The following is a 16912-nucleotide window of genomic DNA, read 5'->3' on the forward strand; positions in this document are numbered from 1 at the left end:
GTGGAGCCGCCCGCGCGGCTGCGAATGACGAAGTCCCGGTGGGGTTTTCGCGGCGGAATCGACCGCCGCGAAAACCCCACCGGGGTCGTGACGAAGTGGATCGGGACCGGTTGTCAGTACCGGCCGAAGGCGAGCGCCACGTTGTGCCCACCGAAGCCGAACGAATTGTTGATCGCGTACTCGATGTCCTGCCGGCGGGCCTCGCCGTGCACGACATCCAGGTCGATCTCCGGATCCTGGTCTTCCAGGTTCAGGGTGGGCGGCACGATGCCGTCCCGGATGCTCATCACGGTGAGCACCGATTCGAGGGCGCCGACGGCACCGATCGAGTGGCCCAGGGCGGACTTGGGCGCGTAGACCGAGGCGTGATTGCCGACGGCCTTGTTGATCGCGTTCGCCTCCGCCGTATCCCCGATCGGGGTGGCGGTCGCGTGCGCGTTCACGTGCGTGATGTCCTTGGCCGACAGTCCGGCGGTGCGCATCGCGCGCTCCATGGCGCGGGCCGCGCCGTTCCCCGAGGGCTCGGGGGCGACGAGGTGGAAACCGTCGGAGGTGATGCCCGCGCCCATCAGCCGGGCGTGGATGGTGGCCCCGCGCGCCTTGGCGTGCTCCTCGGTCTCGATGACCATGAGCGCACCGGCCTCGCCGAAGACGAAGCCGTCGCGGGCGCTGTCGAACGGACGCGAGGCGGCCTTCGGATCCTCGTTGCGGGTGCTCATGGCGCGCATCATGGAGAACGCCGCGATCGGCACCGCGTCGATGTAACCTTCGACGCCACCGGTGACGACCATGTCGGCATCGCCCATCGCGATCATCCGCCAGGCATTCGCCACGGCCTCCGAACCCGACGAACATGCCGAGACCGGCGTGACCACTCCTGCCCGGGCCTGCAATTCCAGACCCACCACAGCGGACGGCCCGTTCGGCATGACCATCTGAACTGCCAGCGGCGAGATCTTGCGGTAGCCACCGTTCTTCAGCTTGTCCACCGAGTCGATGAGGGCGTCGCTGCCCCCGAGGCCGGTGCCGATCGACACACCGAGTCGTTCGGGGTCGACCTCAGGGGAGCCTGCGTTGCGCCACACCTCGCGACCGAGAACGGTCGCGAGCTGTTCCACATACGCCATGCGACGGCATTCGACCCGCGTGAGCAGGGTCTCCGGGCGCACCTTCAGGTGTCCGCCGATGCGGACCGGAAGGTCGTACTCCTCGACGAAGGGGTCCTCGAGCGTGTCGATACCGCTCTCGCCGTTGAGGAGTCCCTTCCACGTCGCATCGACGTCACCCGCGATCGACGTGGTCGCCGCCAGGCTCGTTACGACGACGTTGGGGAAGTTCCCGTTCAAGGTGGAAGGAGTGGTCACGGTGTCGGCCCTTACTCGGCCTGGCCGAACTTGGCCTTGAGCTCCTCGGCCGCATCGGCGTTCTCGGCCTCGAGCTTCTGGATGTAGCCCACGGCGTCGCCCACCGTCTTGAGGCTGGCGAGATCCTCGTCGGGGATCTTGACGCCGTACTTGTCCTCGGTCTGCACCGCGATCTCGACCATCGACAGCGAGTCGATGTCCAGGTCGTCGACGAAGGACTTCTCGATCGTCACCTCGGAGGGCTCGATGCCGGTCACCTCTTCGATGATCTTGCCGAGCTCTTCGACGATCTGTTCCTGGGTCAGAGCGGCCACTTGGTGGCTCCCTTCTAGTTACTCTCTAGCGTCCGATTGTTTCTTCGGTTCGAGACGGTCGAACGTTTCCCGCCCGTCTCGTTCGCGGCCGCATCGTTGCGTGCCGCGAGGAAAGCTATCCGTCTGCCGACAGATCGGCCAACGCGGGGATGGCGGGGACGTCCTCGGGAGTCTTCAGCGCCAGGTTCGGGGTGCCCTTGAGCTCCCGCTTGGCGATGCCGACCAGGGTTCCCGCAGGTGGCAGCTCGGCCACTCCGGAGACCCCTGCCGCGCGGACGGTTTCGGTGCACAGGTCCCACCGGACGGGCCGGGTGACCTGCGCCGCGAGCTTCTCGACGGCGTCATTGCCCGAAGCGACCGGCCGACCGTCGTAATTCGACAGTAGGGTCCGGCTGGGCTCGCCCGGAACGATCTGCGAGATGGCTTCCGTCACAGCGTCCTGGGCGGGTGCCATGAACGCCGTGTGGAAGGCACCCGCGACGGGCAGTGCGCGGATGCGTGCCTTCTCCGGCGGATTCTCCGCCAGTTCCGCCAGCGCGGTCAGCCGGCCGGCGGCCACGATCTGTCCGGCCGCATTGCGATTGGCCGCTACGAGATCGAGTTCGGCGAGCCGGTCGAGCACGGCGGTCTCGTCGCCGCCGAGGACGGCGGACATGCCGGTCGGTTCCAGCGCACAGGCCTTGGCCATCTCCGTACCGCGGATGGCGGCCAGCCGCACCGCGTCGTCCGGCGTGATGACGCCGGCGATGGCGGCGGCGGCGAGTTCACCGACCGAATGTCCGGCGACGATGGTGTCGGCCGGTACGGATTCCTCCGTGATCTCCGCGAACGCGAGCAGCGCCGCGGCGACGACGAGGGGTTGGGTCACTGCGGTGTCGGTGATCTCCTCCTTGGTAGCCGTGGTGCCGAGTCGCACCAGGTCCAGGCCGGAGGCCTTGGACCACAGTTCGAGGCGGTCGCGCGCGCCGGGTAGATCGAGCCAAGGCGCGAGCATGCCGGAAGTCTGGGAGCCCTGTCCGGGGGCGTACAACGCGATCACTTCTCTACCAAACACCGTGTGAGGCTCCCGCGGAGATGTCGACGCGAATGAAGCTTGTCGATCGCTTTTGTTCGGACCCCACAAAAGAGCATGTGGCATGTCGCGATCGACCGATTCGCCGGGTCTGTTACACCCCGTCGTCGTAGTAGGTCGTGGATGAGGCTTCTGGGACAGAAGTGGGCGATTCGTTACGAGTTCGTGTCAGCCGACCTACTGTGGCGGCGATCCGGAGCACGTAGGCATCCCGCGGATTCATCGGATCGCGGCCCGTGATGTCGGCGATACGCTTCAGCCGATAGCGGACCGTATTTGGATGAACGAACAGCTGGCGGGCGCAAGTCTCGACGGCTCCGCCGCAATCCAGATAGGCATCCAGGGTGTCGGCCAGGGCCGACCCGGCGGCGGACAACGGTAGCACAAGATACTCGTTCAGGGCGTCGACCGCAGCGCGATCGCCGAGCAGCGCCCGTTCGGGCAGCAGTTCCGAGGCATGCACCGGTCGCGGGGCCCCGCGCCAGCCCACCACGGCCTCCATGCCGGCCATCGCCTCGACCGCGCTGACGTGCGCCGCCGACAGCGTGCGGGTGGTCGGCCCGATCACCACCGGGCCGTCGGAGAACGATTCGGCCAGCAGGTCCACCAGGAAGGGAGACGGATAGCCGATATCCCCGAGATTGCCGCTGACCACCATCACCAGCCGCGAACCCTGTATCACCGCCAGCGCCGCGCGTCCGTGCCGGGCGGCGAGGGTGTGCACCGAGCCGACCACGGTGACCTGGTCGCTCGGGGGAGTGCCGACCAGCACCGTCGCCGGTGCGGTGGCGTCCCAGTTCAAGGTGGCCGCGCGCGAGAGCATTTCGGGGCCGGTGTCGCCGCGCACAACGGCGTCGACGACGAGCGCCTCCAGCCGGGTGTCCCACGCGCCCCGCGACTCGGCCGCGCTGGCGTACACCGAGGCGGCGGCGAAGCCGAGTTCGCGGCCGTAGCGCAGCACCGCCTCGGTCAGCGCGACCAGCTGCCGGTCGTTGCGGGCCAGCGCCGGCAGCCACTGCTCGAAGAACTCCATGGCCACCCGGACCATGTCCACGGTCTGGCGCAGGGTCAGCCGCCGGGCCAGATCCTGCGGAATCACCTGGAAGGCATCGAGACTGAACCGGATGTCGCTCTCCGGGTCCTGCAGCCACTCCAGGAAGTTCACCACCGCGGTCTGCACCAGCATCTGCACGCCCGCCCGCTGCGCGGCGTCCAGATCGCCGAAGAACGGCAGCCGGTCCTCCATCGACGCGATCGCCTCGGTGGACAGCCGGCCGGAGAACTGCTTGACCCGCTTGAGCAGGGTGTCCGGCAGCGGGTCGCGGGTCTGCTGATACGGCGACAGCGCGCCGGTCGGCAGGTATACCTCGTGCTCGGAGGACGTGTCGGAGATCCGGCGCGGTCGCGGCGGTTTACGTTCCACTACTCCATACTCTCCTGCGGTGGCGGCGCGCCCCGCATGCCCCCGGTTCCGTCGGTGCGCCGTCGACCGTATGGCCGGGCCCGAGACCCCCGCCGTCCCGGCGTGTCGTCTGCACGCCGGGACGACGGGAGGTGCTCACGCCAACTGTTCCTCGGTGCTGGTCGACTGTTCCGCGCCGGCCACGTCGTCGATGCGGTAGCGGGTGGCGGCCTCGGTGACCTTGGCCTGGTCGATCCGGCCGGCGCGGGCCAGCGCCTGCAGGGCGGCGACCGCGATCGACTGGGCGTCGACGTTGAACACCCGCCGCGCGGCCGGGCGGGTGTCGGAGAAACCGAACCCGTCGGTGCCCAAGGTGACGTAGTCGCCCGGCACCCACTTGCGGATCTGGTCCTGCACCGAGCGCAGCCAGTCCGAGGCGGCGACGAACGGGCCCGCCTGGCCCTCCGCGAAACCGGGGGCCTGCGACAGCGCCTGGGTGACATAGGGAACGCCCGGATCGGTGCCGGGATCGTGCAGGGCGGCGATCTCCTTGGCCACCGCCTCCTTGCGCAATTCGCCCCACGACGTCACCGACCAGACGTCGGCCTGCACGCCCCACTCCGACGACAGCAGCTCCTGCGCGCGCAGCCCGTCGGGCACGGTCACGCCGGACACCAGGATCTGGGCGCGGACCTCGCCGGCGCCGCCGCGCTTGTACAGATAGACGCCCTTGAGCAGACCCTCGATATCGAGGTCGTCCGGCTCGGCCGGCTGCGGGTAGGGCTCGTTGTACATGGTGATGTAGTAGATGACGCTCTCGCCGCCGAAGCCGTCGCCCTCCCGGTGCGCGTGGGTGCCGGGCAGCACGGTCGATTCCGGCGCCGGCTGCCCGCCGCCGTACATCCGCCGCAGGCCGTCGCGCACGATGTGGGCGATCTCGAAGGAGAACGCGGGATCGTAGGCCACCACCGCCGGATTGGTGGACGCCAGCAGCAGTGAATGACCGTCGTTGTGCTGCAACCCCTCACCGGTCAGCGTGGTCCGCCCGGCGGTGGCGCCCAGAATGAATCCGCGCGCCATCTGGTCGGCCGCCGCCCACAGCCCGTCGCCGGTGCGCTGGAAGCCGAACATCGAGTAGAAGATGTACAGCGGGATCATCGGCTCGCCCTGGGTGGCGTACGCGGTACCGGCCGCGGTGAACGACGCGGTCGACCCGGCCTCGTTGATGCCCTCGTGCAGGATCTGGCCCACTTGGCTTTCCTTGTAGGCGAGCATCAGCTCCGCGTCGACCGAGGTATACAGCTGGCCGTTGCGGTTGTAGATCTTCAGCGAGGGAAACCACGAATCCATGCCGAAGGTGCGTGCCTCGTCGGGGATGATGGGAACGATCCGCTTGCCGATCTCCTTGTCCCGCAACAACTCCTTCATCAGGCGCACGAACGCCATCGTGGTGGCGACGTTCTGCTTGCCCGATCCCTTGCGCACCGTGCGGTAGGGCTCGTCGCCGGGCAGCTGCAGCGGCTTGGCCGCCGTGCGCCGCTCCGGCAGGAAACCGCCGAGGGACCGCCGGCGGTCCAGCATGTACTGGATGGCCGGGTCGTCCTTGCCGGGGTGGTAGTAGGGCGGCAGGTAGGGGTCGGCCTCGAGCTGCTCGTCGGTGATCGGGATGCGCTGCACGTCGCGGAACGCCTTCAGGTCGTCCAGCGTCATCTTCTTCATCTGGTGCGTGGCGTTGCGGGCCTCGAAGTGCTTGCCGAGGCCGTAGCCCTTGATGGTCTTGGCCAGGATCACCGTCGGCTGCCCCTGGTGCGCCAGCGCCGCCGCGTAGGCCGCGTAGATCTTGCGGTAGTCGTGGCCGCCGCGCTTGAGGTTCCAGATCTGCTGATCCGACAGGCCCTTCACCAGTTCCTTGGTGCGCGGGTCGCGGCCGAAGAAGTGCTCGCGCACGTAAGCGCCGTCGTTGGCCTTGTAGGTCTGGTAATCGCCGTCGGGGGTGGAGTTCATCAGGTTGACCAGGGCGCCGTCGCGGTCGGCGCTCAGCAGCGTGTCCCACTCGCGGCCCCAGATGACCTTGATGACGTTCCAGCCGGCGCCGCGGAAGAACGACTCCAGCTCCTGGATGATCTTGCCGTTGCCGCGCACCGGGCCGTCCAGCCGCTGCAGGTTGCAGTTGATGACGAAGGTCAGATTGTCCAGGCCCTCGTTGGCGGCGACCTGGATCAGGCCGCGCGACTCCGGCTCGTCCATCTCGCCGTCGCCCAGGAACGCCCACACGTGCTGATCGGAGGTGTCCTTGATCCCGCGATCGTGCAGGTAGTGGTTGAACCGGGCCTGGTAGATGGCGTTCATCGGGCCCAATCCCATGGACACCGTGGGGTATTCCCAGAAGTCGGGCATCAGGCGCGGGTGCGGGTACGACGACAGGCCGTGGCCCGGGCCGCCGTGGCTGTACTCCTGGCGGAACCCGTCGAGCTGATCCTCGGTGAGCCGGCCCTCGAGGAACGCGCGGGCGTACATGCCGGGGGAGGCGTGGCCCTGGAAGAAGATCTGGTCGCCGCCGCCGGGGTGATCCTTGCCGCGGAAGAAGTGGTTGAAGCCGACCTCGTACATCGCCGCCGACGAGGCGTAGGTCGAGATGTGGCCGCCCACACCGATTCCGGGCCGCTGCGCGCGATGCACCATGATCGCGGCGTTCCAGCGGATCCAGGCGCGGAAGCGGCGCTCGACCTCCTCGTCGCCGGGGAACCAGGGCTCGTTCTCGGTGGGGATCGTGTTGACGTAGTCGGTCGAGGTCAGCGAGGGAATGGCGACGTGGCGCTCACCGGCGCGCTCCAGCAGGCGCAGCATCAGGTAGCGGGCGCGGCCGGGGCCCTCGCGATCGAGCATCTCGTCGAAGGACTCCAGCCATTCGCCGGTCTCCTCCGGGTCGATGTCCGGTAGGTACGACGCCACCCCCTCCCGGATCACGCGCACGCGCCCCCCGGCCGGCCGCGTGCGTGCCGACTCCTCGCCGGCGGTGGTGCCGTTGGCGGTGGAACTCGACGACATCGGGTGCATCAGGTCTGTCAAGATCAAAGCTCCTCGTACAGGGGTGGACAAGCTGATGGCTCTAACCCCGGGTAGCCGCGCTGGTGGGCGGGCTATCCGTCGCTTACGGTTGGGGCGCATCTCACATACTTGCCGATGATGCGTCCCAGGTCATCATGTCAGCCGGAAATCCAGTACCGTTCTCCAGGCAGTGTGTGCGTGTGACGGGTCCGGTAGGCGGTGACGCGGGGCCACGGAGTACACCAGCAGCACCGCCGGATGGACACCGCCGAGGTCGAATAGCGGGGAGGATGATGAAGCAGCTGAACCCACGCGGGTTCGGGTTGGTGTGCGCGACCATCGCGGTCGGCACAGGATTGGTGGTAGCTGGTTGCACCAGCGCCGTCCACGGTACCGCGACCGTGAACGAGTCGGACGCCACGGCGTTCAAGAGCGAGATGTCCGCGTCGTCGGCCGCGGCGACGTCGTCGCGCCAGGCGGCGGCGCAGGCGCAGGCCATCACCGACAACTGCAGCCCGTTCCGGGATCTATCCGGGGTTGCGGTGGCCAAGTACAACGAGTTCGTCGACGCCCACGACGCCAACGCACCCGATCAGGACGCCAAGCGGGACGCCTCCGCGGAGACCCTGGAGAACGCCGCGCGCACCGTGGAGGGCCGGGTGACGGCCTCCGGCGAGGCGCTACCGGTGGATCTGTCGCAGAAGTTCACCGCGTACGTGACGGCGGCGCGAGAGCTGGCGACCGAGGCGCGCAAGATGACCTACACGGCGCCCGTCGGACCGCTCAACGACGCCAGTAACCGGGTCAACGACGCGCTCAACACGGTCCGGAACTCTTGTCCCAACCGCTGAGACAGGACCTCTCGGACCAGCCGAGATACCTGTTCTTACGCGACATTTCGGGGCATTTTTGGGCGGATCGGCTTGCGCTGCGGCCGATAACCATGTTCGCTTGCACCTATCTACTGTCGGCAGTTGAGGAGGACACCACCGTGGTCGCCGCGGCGGACGCGCAGAACAACGCTCAGAAGCTTGGCATTTCGCACGGAATGGTGGTTCAAGAGCTTGGTTGGGACGAGGACACCGACGACGGCCTGCGGGCGGACATCGAGGAGGTGGTCGGCTCCGAGATGGTCGACGAGGACACCGACGAGGTGGTCGACGTCGTCATGCTGTGGTGGCGCGACGGGGACGGCGACCTGGCCGATGAGCTGATGGACGCGATCGGCCCGCTGTCCGACGACGGCGTCATCTGGGTGCTCACCCCGAAGACCGGCCAGCCCGGCCACGTCGATCCGAGCGAGATCGCCGAGTCGGCGCCCACCGCGGGTTTGACATCGACCACACCGGTCAGCCTGGGATCGTGGACCGGGACCAAACTGATGCAGCCCAAGACGCCCTCGAAGCAGCGCTGACCATCGGCTCGACTACTGTTGTGAGCGGGGTGGGATCGTGCTGCCCGCCTGTGTAGCCACGCCCGGGCCCGTGGACGTCGGACGTCGCCATCGATCACAGGAGGACTGCACATGCCGCTCGAAGAGGGCACGGTCGCACCGGATTTCACGCTGAAGGACCAGAACAACCAGGACGTCAGCCTGGCGGACTACCGCGGGCACAAGAACGTCCTGATCGTGTTCTACCCGCTGGCGTTCACGGGAATCTGTCAGGGCGAACTGTGCAAGGTACGCGACGAGCTACCCAAGTTCCAGAACGACAACGCGGAGATCATCGCGATCTCCGTCGGCCCGCCGCCCACCCACAAGATCTGGGCGGCGGAGCAGGGCTACACCTTCCCCCTGCTGTCGGACTTCTGGCCGCACGGCGCGGTCGCCCAGACCTACGGGGTTTTCAACGACACGACCGGTTTCCCCAACCGCGGCACCTTCGTCGTGGACAAGGACGGCATCATCCGCTTCGCGGAGATGAACGGCCCCGGCGAGCCCCGTGACCAGGCAGCTTGGGAGAAAGCCCTGGCTGCGTTAGATTCATAACCCGCTGCGCTTGCACCCCAGCAAACCCAGCACCTCCCTCCGCCCGCAAGCCGGCGCGGACTCGGGCGTATAGCTCAGTGGTAGAGCACTGGTTTTACACACCAGCGGTCGGGGGTTCGAACCCCTCTGCGCCCACCATGACTTGCTTATTCAAACCGCCGACCGGTGGTGCGTCTCGCGGCTTTCCTATGTGCTTTGACCTGGTTCTTTGGGGCTGCCGTGTTTGCCTGTGGCGTGGTGCAGGTCAGCAAAGATCGCGGTCTTCTCGTCGGCGATCTTTGCCGTCGCGCCTGCGAGATCATCGATGTAGAAGCGTTTGTAGAACGTCTCGTTGAGGCGGCGGCGAACGTCTGGGCCGGCGTCGCGGTAGAGGGCGTAGGGGTTCTCGATGAGGTCGAGTGCGTGTCTGAGGACGCTTGTGCCGATGGCGAGTTGCTCGGTCGTGTCGGCGAGTCCGGCTTCGAGCCGTCGGCGCTTGTTCTTGATCTCGGCCAACTTGTGACGAACCTTCGCCTGTGGCATTGTCCCGTCAGCGAGTAGGTCGATCAGGCGGTTTTCCTGTTGGTCGAGTTCTTTCAGTTGCCGATTGAGGCTGGCATGTCTCTCGTAGGTCGAGGCCTGTTCGTCAGCAACGATGTTATCGAGCAGGGCTCGCGTATCGGCAGCAAAGTCGGGCGGAAGTGGAAGGGCACGGTAGTGCTCGGTGACTGCTTCCTCCACCTTCTCCACGGGCAGTGCCGGAAGGTCGCAGTCGCCTTCTTTGCTCCTGCGGCAGACGAAGTACGCGTACCGATTGCCGCTGCGGCCGGTCGACTTGCTGAAGACCAACCGTGAGGTCTGGCCGTTGTTGCGGCACCGTCGGCAGAAAAGGAAGCCCTTGAGGTAGTGGTTGTGTACATGGTCGCGGCTGCCGTTGGCGCTGCGGTACCGCAGGATGTCCTGAACTCGGTCGAAAAGCTCCTGGGTTACGAGTGGTTCGTGGCGGCCAGGGTAGATCTGTCCCTTCCAGACCACATATCCGATGTAGTGACGTGTGAAGGTTCAGGACATGCTTACCCTTTCGTGCTCGGGAGATCCTTGTCGTCTTCCTGGGTTCTTGACCAGGCTTTGACCCTGGTGACGGGGTGGTTCGTCGTTCGGGGGTGGGTGGCGAGTTCGTGGTCGCCGTCGAGGACGCGGAAGTGGGTGTCCTCGACGAGGATGGTGACGATCTTCCCGGCGTGGGTGGTGCCGATTCTTAGTCGTTGGCGGGCGACCATGATCACGCCGTCGCGGGGGACGCGGCGTTCGGCGCGCTGAGCGGTGCTTGGAGGCTGGGGCGGCGGGTTGTCGGCTTGGCGCGCGCCGACCAGCTCGAGGCGTTGTTCGAGGGTGATCGGATAGGGCCACGATCTGATCAGGGTGTTGTCGGCGATGCCATGCATGACGTGGCCGTCGAGGCGCAGGGTGATGCGTTGCCCGGTCGGGTTCGGGTCGACGGTGAAAGTTTCTGTGCGGAAACGGATTACGCCGTCGCGGCTGACGGTGCGGTCGACCTCGACCGCGGTGTTGTCGGGCAGTCGGCGTCGGCCGTTGGTGCTGGGCAACGCGGGGGCGGCCGGCGCGGTTGCGGCTGATCGCGCGCCGCGCATGCCGAGGTGCCGCAGGTGCTCGCTGTTGAGTCTGGAAGGAACCGTTTTGAGGTGGTGGCCATCGAGCAGCACGTGAATGCTGCGGGTGTCGGCCCAGAGCGTGACGCCGCGACCGGCGAAGGCGGGACCGGGCCACAAGCTCTGCGCGCTCGCGATGGTGATGATGCCGCGGGGTGGGACCGTGGCTTCCCACTCGATCGCGCAGGGCGCCGCGCTCGGCCAGCCGACCGCCTCGTCGATGACTGTGGGAATCGGTTCATTGTCCGGTTCGGGCATCGCGGGCGGCTGGGGCTGCCAGTCGGCGGTGGTCACAGTCAGTGGCTGGGGCGGGTTCGGCCGGAATCGTGTTGCGGGGCTTGCCATTTCCAGTGACTGGTGTGGTCTGGTCTCGTTGTCGGTGCCCGCCCAGGCGCTGATCGCCTCCTGTGCCTGGTCCAGCGAGGCGAAGGTGGTGACCTCGTTGAGCAGTTCGGACCGTAGGGTGGCATGAAACCGCTCGATTTTGCCTGTGGTGGTGGGTGATCGGCGTTTGGTCAGGCGCTGGCTGATCCCGTTCTCGCGGCAGACGCGTTCGAACAGCACCTCGGCCGGGAACGGGCGCGTGAACCGGCCGGTGAACTGTTTGCCGTTGTCCGTCAACACCTCTGAGGGCACACCGTTGCGGCGCATCGCCGCGACGAACGCCTCCGCGACCGCACGTCCGGTGGGAACGACAACGACATGGGCGATCACGATGTAGCGGGAGTGGTCGTCGATGCCGGTGACGATCTTGCATTCGCGGCCGTCGGCCAGGAACACTCCGCCGACGATGTCCATCTGCCACAGCTGCATCGGCGCTTCGCGCTGCCACCGCTTGTATGTGCGCTTGTGCTGTTGGGCGTGAGCGCGGACCAGGTGATCCGAGTAACGGATCAAATTACAGCAGCAGCACGCTTCGAGCTGGGAAACGAAATGGATGAGGAAGAATTTAGCAAGATCCAGCAGACGATATCAACTCTCACGAAGAAATCCCAACCGCCTGGGCAACAGACCTCGCCTGAGCACTCTGTCGAGCAAGCATAGCGCCAGGCCGATCCTCGGCCCGCCGTCGCCGATGTTCGTAGTGAATCTAGCTCGGGCTTGCGTTCGGCGGGGATCATGATTGCGTACACCTGATCAATTTGGGTAAGCCGCCGAATACAGCAAACCGTGACCCCGATAGAATCGTGAACTACGCGAGGCGAACGATAAGCGCAGGCGAGCCCGGGCCCGCGACCGGCCGATCTCGTCCGGGTCGGTGCCGCGATGCCCAGGCCGATCGTGCGCAGTTGTATCGGCAGACCGGCACAGCGCGATCATTCCTGTATGACACCCATCCCCATCCAGGTCATCGGAGACTCCCCGAACTGGTGGCTGCCGTGGATCCCGTTCGTCGCCTCGCTCGTTGTGGCAGTCGTCGCATTTATCGGAGTGCTGATCAACAATCACACCAACCGTACGGCGATCCAGGCCGCCGATGAAAGAAATGTAGAAACACTCGCTGCCGCTCAATCCAACGCAGATAAGTCCAACGCGGAGGCCGCCCTAAGAGAGCACGATAAATGGAGAAGAGATTCAGTTCTGACTATCGCAGTTTCTGCACTCTCCGTAACTGAAGAAGTGGCTGATTCACTATCTCCCCGGAAGATCGGCGAACGAACCCCGGAAGAATATGCAGAGAAACTTGCAAATGTTCCGGCAGCGCGTCAAAAAATTATGATGAGCTACCATTCTCTGATGATAGTTTCAAATCTTCCCATAGCGGACAAGATACTTGCCGCCGACATACTGGTATTCAAAATAACGCATCACGCGAAGCGGTACTTCGCGATGCTCGAACAAGAAAATCATGACGAAGCAGAGAAGCAATTCGAGTTATGGTCAGTAAATCATGCACATATAGCATCCGCACAGTCCGGAATAATTTCCGTCGTTCGAAAAGAACTTGATGTGGCGCAGAGATGAGACCTCGTCGCTGACCGATTTAACGCACCAATTGTCTGGACAACCGACTTTACGTGTGTGCCCTATCTTGCAATAACCGCGCCGGGCTGATCATCGGCCGATAGTCGCCGCTGCTGATCGCTAACGTGGGGTCGGGCTTGCAGTCGGCGCTTGACTTCCGCCCATCCTCGCCCCGTTCGATCATCGGCGACAGTCCACTGTGACCATGCGATGACTCGCGGCTGCTGTGTGTCACATCAGCGGCAGGTTCAACGATGAAGCTATGACCGGCTACGCACATACCTCGCCGAGAAAGAGTCGTCGCACGGATCAGCTCGAACGGAAGCCCGGCCAGGTCCTGGAACGCGGAGCGCGGGTAGCGTCCGTGCAGTTGCAGCGCATCGACGCCGGACTGTTCACCGAGCGAGGCGGCGGCCGCGTCTATACCGTGGAATACGCCCACGGTGAGTGCGGCGCCCGCGGCCGCGGAGACGAGCCGCCGGGCAGTGGCGATGTCGACCTGGCGAGGACTGTCGGTGAAGACCAGCCCGATCGCGTCGGCCCCGCGCCGACAGCGACTTCGACATCACGGGGCGTACCGACGCCGCAGATCTTGACGAACACCTCCCGACAGTAGACGAATCGGTAATACATTGCAGGACAATTGAAGCCGTAGTGGTCGTCGGGCGAACTCGGCGCGCGGCACGGCACGTCGAATCTCCGAAGGAGACAGCATGAGCTTGCAGTTCTGGCTGACATCGCTGATCGTGGTCCTGACTCCCGGAACCGGGGTCGTATACACGATGGCAACCGGTATCACCCACGGCTTCCGCCCGAGTATCGTTGCGGCCCTGGGATGTACGCTGGGCATCGTCCCGCACATGCTGGCCTCGATCACCGGTCTCGCGGCGCTGTTGAATGCCAGCAGCACCGCATTCGCGGTGCTGCGTTACGCCGGTGTCGCGTACCTGCTCTACATGGCCGTGCGAATGCTGCGTGACCGCAGCGCACTGACCATGGACGAGGAGACAGCACCCCGTTCGGCCTCGAAGACAATCACTTCCGGGATTCTGCTCAACTTGCTCAACCCGAAGCTCACGCTCTTCTTCTTCGCTTTTCTCCCACAGTTCGTCAGCGCGGAGGAGCCGCACGCGTTCCTGCGCATGCTCGCGCTGAGTGGCGTTTTCATGCTGCTCACGTTCGTCGTGTTCGTCGCCTACGGCAAGTTCGCGGCCCTCGTACGTCGCCGTGTCATCGACCGGCCCAGGATCCTGACCGGGATCCGCAGAACCTTCGCCGCCGGATTCGTCGCTCTCGCAACGAGTCTCGCGTTCACGCCAGCATAGGGCACCGGGCGTGTAGGGTTTCCCGCAGCGACAGCCACCGTATCGTCGGCCACCGTGTCACACAGATCGCGAGGTCATTGCAGTGCACTTCCAGCATTCGAACGGAATCTGGGCGAAATTTCCGGAACTCGCCGCCGGCGCCCTGTTCGTCGCCGGGATCACCAAGGACGCCGATCCCGAGAAGGAAATCACTCACTATCAGGCGATCGCCGAGCAACGTCTATCGGTGGCCTCCGAATCGGAGTTGCCCGAGATCCAGGCCTGGCGGCGCACCTTCTCGAAGATGGGTCTCAAACCCACACAGTATCGGTGTGCCTCAGAATCACTGTTGCGACGCTTCCGCAAGGAGCGGTCACTGCCCCGCATCCATCCGCTCATCGACGTATGCAACGCCCTCTCGCTCGCCTATGCGATACCGATAGCCGTATTCGACGTGGCCGAGATCGATGAATATCTCGAGGTTCGACAGGCGGCGGGTGCCGAGAACTATCTGGCCTTCTCCGGCGAGGTCGAGCATCCGGAGCCGGATGAGGTGGTCTTCGCCGATGCGACGGACCGAGTTCATGCGCGGCGCTGGACGAATCGGCAGAGTCTGTACTCGGCCGTCTCGGAGAACACCTCGGCCGTGCTGATCGTGGCCGAAGCGATGCACGAATCGGCAGCCGACAATATCGCCGCGCTGACTGCCGCTGTCACCGAGGCACTTCGGTCGATCTGGTCGGCGACCGCCGGGTACGCGCTACTCTCCGAAGCCGCACCTCGCTTCGAATTCTGAACCAACTGGCTGGCCGGGGTCTACGGCTTCCGTGCGACTGCTCCGTAGGAGGCGATGTCGGGAACCTCGCCGATGCCCATGCCGGTGATCCGCCAGTGCGCGATCGGCCCGAAGGCGGGGTCCACGAACTCCAGTCCCTCGAATGCCGACCGGATCTCCTCCTGGGTGCGCGGATTGTAGGGCACCCCACCGGTTTTCGCGTACTCCTCGCACAGGCGCACATAGGCCGGGTCGTCGGTGGTGCCGTCGCACAGCACCAGATAGCTGCCCGACGGCACCGCATCCATCATCGCGCGCACCGTCTGCCGCATACTTGTCGTGGTGGTCGCGTGACCGAGCACTCCGATGAACATCACCGCGATCGGCCGGGTGAAATTGAGCAGGTTGCGGGCGTCGAGAACGAGTCGCTCGGCGTCGTTGAAGTCGCAGTCGACGTAGGTGGTGACACCTTCGTCGGTGGTGCTGGTCAGCAAGGCGCGGGCATTGGCGAGGACGAGGGGATCGTCGACGTACACGACCCGGGCATCGGGGGCGACCCCTCGAGCCACCTCGTGGGTGTTCTGCATCGTCGGCAAACCGGCGCCGAAGCGACCTTGCCGCACCTCACCTTTACCTGGCAGGCCGGCAACGGCCACGTACGACTGGATCTCGGCATCGACTGACACAAACAAGCTGGACGACTCGATACCCGGTACCGGCCCTCGATGAAGCAGCCCGGTACCTGACCGTGGATCAATGCCCGTGTCGCGCACCAATATCGGTACAGGTCAGGCCCGGCTCCGGCCGGGCCTCACTTGTTGCGCGCCTGTTCATGATCCCGAACCGAGGGACGACCCTGCAAACATACTGACGACAGAAACCGTGGAGAGCCCGTCGCGTCGAGAGGTGCACGGCGGGTTCGGCGAGAGGTCCAGGGGGAGGGACTCGCACACCGCGGGCACCTCGCCGGACGGTCTACCCAACTGTTCGTTCTGTTGAGGATGTCCGCCCAGGGGAGGAGTGGCCAGTCCCACCACGCGACGATGTGGTCGAGGTCGGTTGCGCTTAGCGTCAGGTTATGGCGGGGACACAAAGGCTCCTGATGAGGACTGTGGCGGGTGCGCGACTGTGCTACCTGGAGCACGGCGAGGGTGAGATGGTCTTGCTGCTGCATGGTTTTCCGGAGAATCACAGTTGTTGGCGCGCACAGATCGGCCCGCTCGCGGCACGTCGGCGAGTGATTGCTCCGGACTGGTTCGGGTGGGGCGCGTCCGAGCGTCCGCCTGGCTCGAGGTGCGACTACGAATCCGAGGTTGCGCTCGTGGCCGCGCTGCTGGACTCCTTCGGTGTGGACCGGGTCGACCTGGCCGGGCACGACTACGGCGGCTATCTCGCAGTGGGATTCGCGGCCGCTCACCCGGATCGTGTGCGGCGTTTGGCGATTCTGAACTCGCGAGCCCACCGAACCTTTCCCCTGCCGTACTATCTGCTGTTCGCCATGCTGGGTGTGCAGGCGCGACAGCCGATTCTGCGGCGGGCCCTGCTGTCCGCGCCGCTCGGTACGGTGCATCGGCATGCGATGAAACGCTATGTGCGGCAGGGCGCTTTCGACACCGCCCGACTCGAAGACTATGTCGGATGGCTCGATACCCGTTCAGGGCGCGCACGGTACGCGGACTATTTCGCCGGCTACAGTGTTCGGCCGCAGCGGACCGAGCTGTCCGCGATTCGCTGCCCGAGCGCGATCATCTGGGGCGATCGAGACACCGCGTGCCCGTTCACGATTGCCGAGGATCTGGCACACCAGTTCCCGGACGCCACCCTCACCCGGATCGCGGGAGCCGATCACTACGTCATGGAGGAGCGGCCTTCGGAGGTGACCGACGCCCTGCTGGCTTGGCTACAACACCCCGCGAGGTAGTGGTTACGCAGGGCTGCGGGATCGTGGATGGTGACGCGTTGGCGTGCGGTTCGGATCAGCGTTGATTGCGGAGCTCACCGGCGGTCTGGCGATCTTCGGTGGCAATGC

General features: G+C 65.5%; 15 protein-coding genes, 1 tRNA gene and 1 pseudogene. 8 read left to right on the plus strand and 9 right to left on the minus strand.

Features of this window, described 5'->3' with window-relative positions:
• Positions 1 to 113: 113 nt before the first annotated feature.
• The 5 genes from D892_RS0122890 to aceE form a co-directional block, all read right to left on the minus strand.
• The gene (locus D892_RS0122890; RefSeq protein WP_024803466.1) at positions 114 to 1364 is read right to left on the minus strand and encodes a KasA/KasB family beta-ketoacyl-ACP synthase; all 1251 of its coding nucleotides are present in this window, start codon (positions 1362 to 1364) and stop codon (positions 114 to 116) included.
• Between the two features lie 11 nt (positions 1365 to 1375).
• A complete protein-coding gene (gene acpM, locus D892_RS0122895; RefSeq protein ID WP_024803467.1) occupies positions 1376 to 1678 on the minus strand; it encodes a meromycolate extension acyl carrier protein AcpM in 303 nt (100 codons plus the stop codon).
• A 115-nt stretch (positions 1679 to 1793) separates the two neighbouring features.
• On the minus strand, positions 1794 to 2717 hold the full coding sequence (locus D892_RS0122900) for an ACP S-malonyltransferase (protein ID WP_024803468.1): 924 nt from the start codon (positions 2715 to 2717) through the stop codon (positions 1794 to 1796).
• A gap of 127 nt (positions 2718 to 2844) precedes the next feature.
• Positions 2845 to 4143, minus strand: coding sequence for a CdaR family transcriptional regulator (locus tag D892_RS0122905; RefSeq protein ID WP_198037165.1), 1299 nt, complete (start codon positions 4141 to 4143; stop codon positions 2845 to 2847).
• 165 nt (positions 4144 to 4308) lie between these two features.
• A complete protein-coding gene (aceE, locus tag D892_RS0122910) occupies positions 4309 to 7200 on the minus strand; it encodes a pyruvate dehydrogenase (acetyl-transferring), homodimeric type (RefSeq protein WP_369801831.1) in 2892 nt (963 codons plus the stop codon).
• A gap of 401 nt (positions 7201 to 7601) precedes the next feature.
• On the opposite strand from aceE, the gene D892_RS0122915 reads away from it, so the two are divergent.
• From D892_RS0122915 to D892_RS0122930, 4 genes are all read left to right on the plus strand, one after another.
• Complete coding sequence (locus tag D892_RS0122915) at positions 7602 to 8051, plus strand: hypothetical protein (RefSeq protein ID WP_156959641.1); 450 nt, start codon at positions 7602 to 7604, stop codon at positions 8049 to 8051.
• A gap of 140 nt (positions 8052 to 8191) precedes the next feature.
• Positions 8192 to 8614: a DUF3052 domain-containing protein gene (locus D892_RS0122920; RefSeq protein WP_024803472.1), complete on the plus strand. Its 423-nt coding sequence runs from the start codon at positions 8192 to 8194 to the stop codon at positions 8612 to 8614.
• A 111-nt stretch (positions 8615 to 8725) separates the two neighbouring features.
• Positions 8726 to 9190, plus strand: a complete 465-nt coding sequence (locus D892_RS0122925) for a peroxiredoxin (RefSeq protein WP_024803473.1) — start codon at positions 8726 to 8728, stop codon at positions 9188 to 9190.
• Positions 9191 to 9253: 63 nt separating this feature from the next.
• Positions 9254 to 9328, plus strand: a tRNA-Val gene (locus tag D892_RS0122930).
• A 48-nt stretch (positions 9329 to 9376) separates the two neighbouring features.
• Here the strand turns inward: D892_RS0122930 and D892_RS0122935 are convergent.
• Together D892_RS0122935 and D892_RS0122940 are read right to left on the minus strand one after the other, a co-directional pair.
• Positions 9377 to 10213, minus strand: coding sequence for a recombinase zinc beta ribbon domain-containing protein (locus tag D892_RS0122935; protein WP_084161184.1), 837 nt, complete (start codon positions 10211 to 10213; stop codon positions 9377 to 9379).
• Positions 10214 to 10242: 29 nt separating this feature from the next.
• Positions 10243 to 11652: an integrase core domain-containing protein gene (locus tag D892_RS0122940; RefSeq protein ID WP_156959642.1), complete on the minus strand. Its 1410-nt coding sequence runs from the start codon at positions 11650 to 11652 to the stop codon at positions 10243 to 10245.
• A gap of 513 nt (positions 11653 to 12165) precedes the next feature.
• Here D892_RS0122940 and D892_RS46960 point away from each other — a divergent pair.
• A complete protein-coding gene (locus D892_RS46960; protein WP_156959643.1) occupies positions 12166 to 12804 on the plus strand; it encodes a hypothetical protein in 639 nt (212 codons plus the stop codon).
• Positions 12805 to 12853: 49 nt separating this feature from the next.
• Here D892_RS46960 and D892_RS49685 read toward each other — a convergent pair.
• Positions 12854 to 13345 (minus strand): annotated as a pseudogene (locus D892_RS49685) (hypothetical protein); the annotation flags it as partial.
• 172 nt (positions 13346 to 13517) lie between these two features.
• On the opposite strand from D892_RS49685, the gene D892_RS0122960 reads away from it, so the two are divergent.
• On the plus strand, positions 13518 to 14129 hold the full coding sequence (locus D892_RS0122960; RefSeq protein WP_024803477.1) for a LysE family translocator: 612 nt from the start codon (positions 13518 to 13520) through the stop codon (positions 14127 to 14129).
• Between the two features lie 82 nt (positions 14130 to 14211).
• Positions 14212 to 14904, plus strand: a complete 693-nt coding sequence (locus D892_RS0122965; RefSeq protein WP_024803478.1) for a B3/4 domain-containing protein — start codon at positions 14212 to 14214, stop codon at positions 14902 to 14904.
• 20 nt (positions 14905 to 14924) lie between these two features.
• Here the strand turns inward: D892_RS0122965 and D892_RS0122970 are convergent, their stop codons facing one another.
• The gene (locus D892_RS0122970) at positions 14925 to 15569 is read right to left on the minus strand and encodes an SAM-dependent methyltransferase (RefSeq protein WP_024803479.1); all 645 of its coding nucleotides are present in this window, start codon (positions 15567 to 15569) and stop codon (positions 14925 to 14927) included.
• A 470-nt stretch (positions 15570 to 16039) separates the two neighbouring features.
• Here D892_RS0122970 and D892_RS0122975 point away from each other — a divergent pair, with 470 nt between their 5' ends.
• Positions 16040 to 16804: an alpha/beta fold hydrolase gene (locus D892_RS0122975; RefSeq protein ID WP_232236369.1), complete on the plus strand. Its 765-nt coding sequence runs from the start codon at positions 16040 to 16042 to the stop codon at positions 16802 to 16804.
• The last annotated feature ends 108 nt before the right edge of the window (positions 16805 to 16912 follow it).

The sequence above is a fragment of the Nocardia sp. BMG51109 genome (assembly GCF_000526215.1).
GTDB lineage: Bacteria > Actinomycetota > Actinomycetes > Mycobacteriales > Mycobacteriaceae > Nocardia.

What these genes read in the sequence shown, in the direction of transcription:
- aceE (WP_369801831.1), bottom strand. Translation starts at nt 7,200, where the DNA reads ATGTCGTCGAGTTCCACCGCCAACGGCACCACCGCCGGCGAGGAGTCG.
- D892_RS0122925 (WP_024803473.1), top strand. Translation starts at nt 8,726, where the DNA reads ATGCCGCTCGAAGAGGGCACGGTCGCACCGGATTTCACGCTGAAGGAC.
- D892_RS0122940 (WP_156959642.1), bottom strand. Translation starts at nt 11,652, where the DNA reads ATGCAGCTGTGGCAGATGGACATCGTCGGCGGAGTGTTCCTGGCCGAC.
- D892_RS46960 (WP_156959643.1), top strand. Translation starts at nt 12,166, where the DNA reads ATGACACCCATCCCCATCCAGGTCATCGGAGACTCCCCGAACTGGTGG.
- D892_RS0122960 (WP_024803477.1), top strand. Translation starts at nt 13,518, where the DNA reads ATGAGCTTGCAGTTCTGGCTGACATCGCTGATCGTGGTCCTGACTCCC.
- D892_RS0122975 (WP_232236369.1), top strand. Translation starts at nt 16,040, where the DNA reads ATGGTCTTGCTGCTGCATGGTTTTCCGGAGAATCACAGTTGTTGGCGC.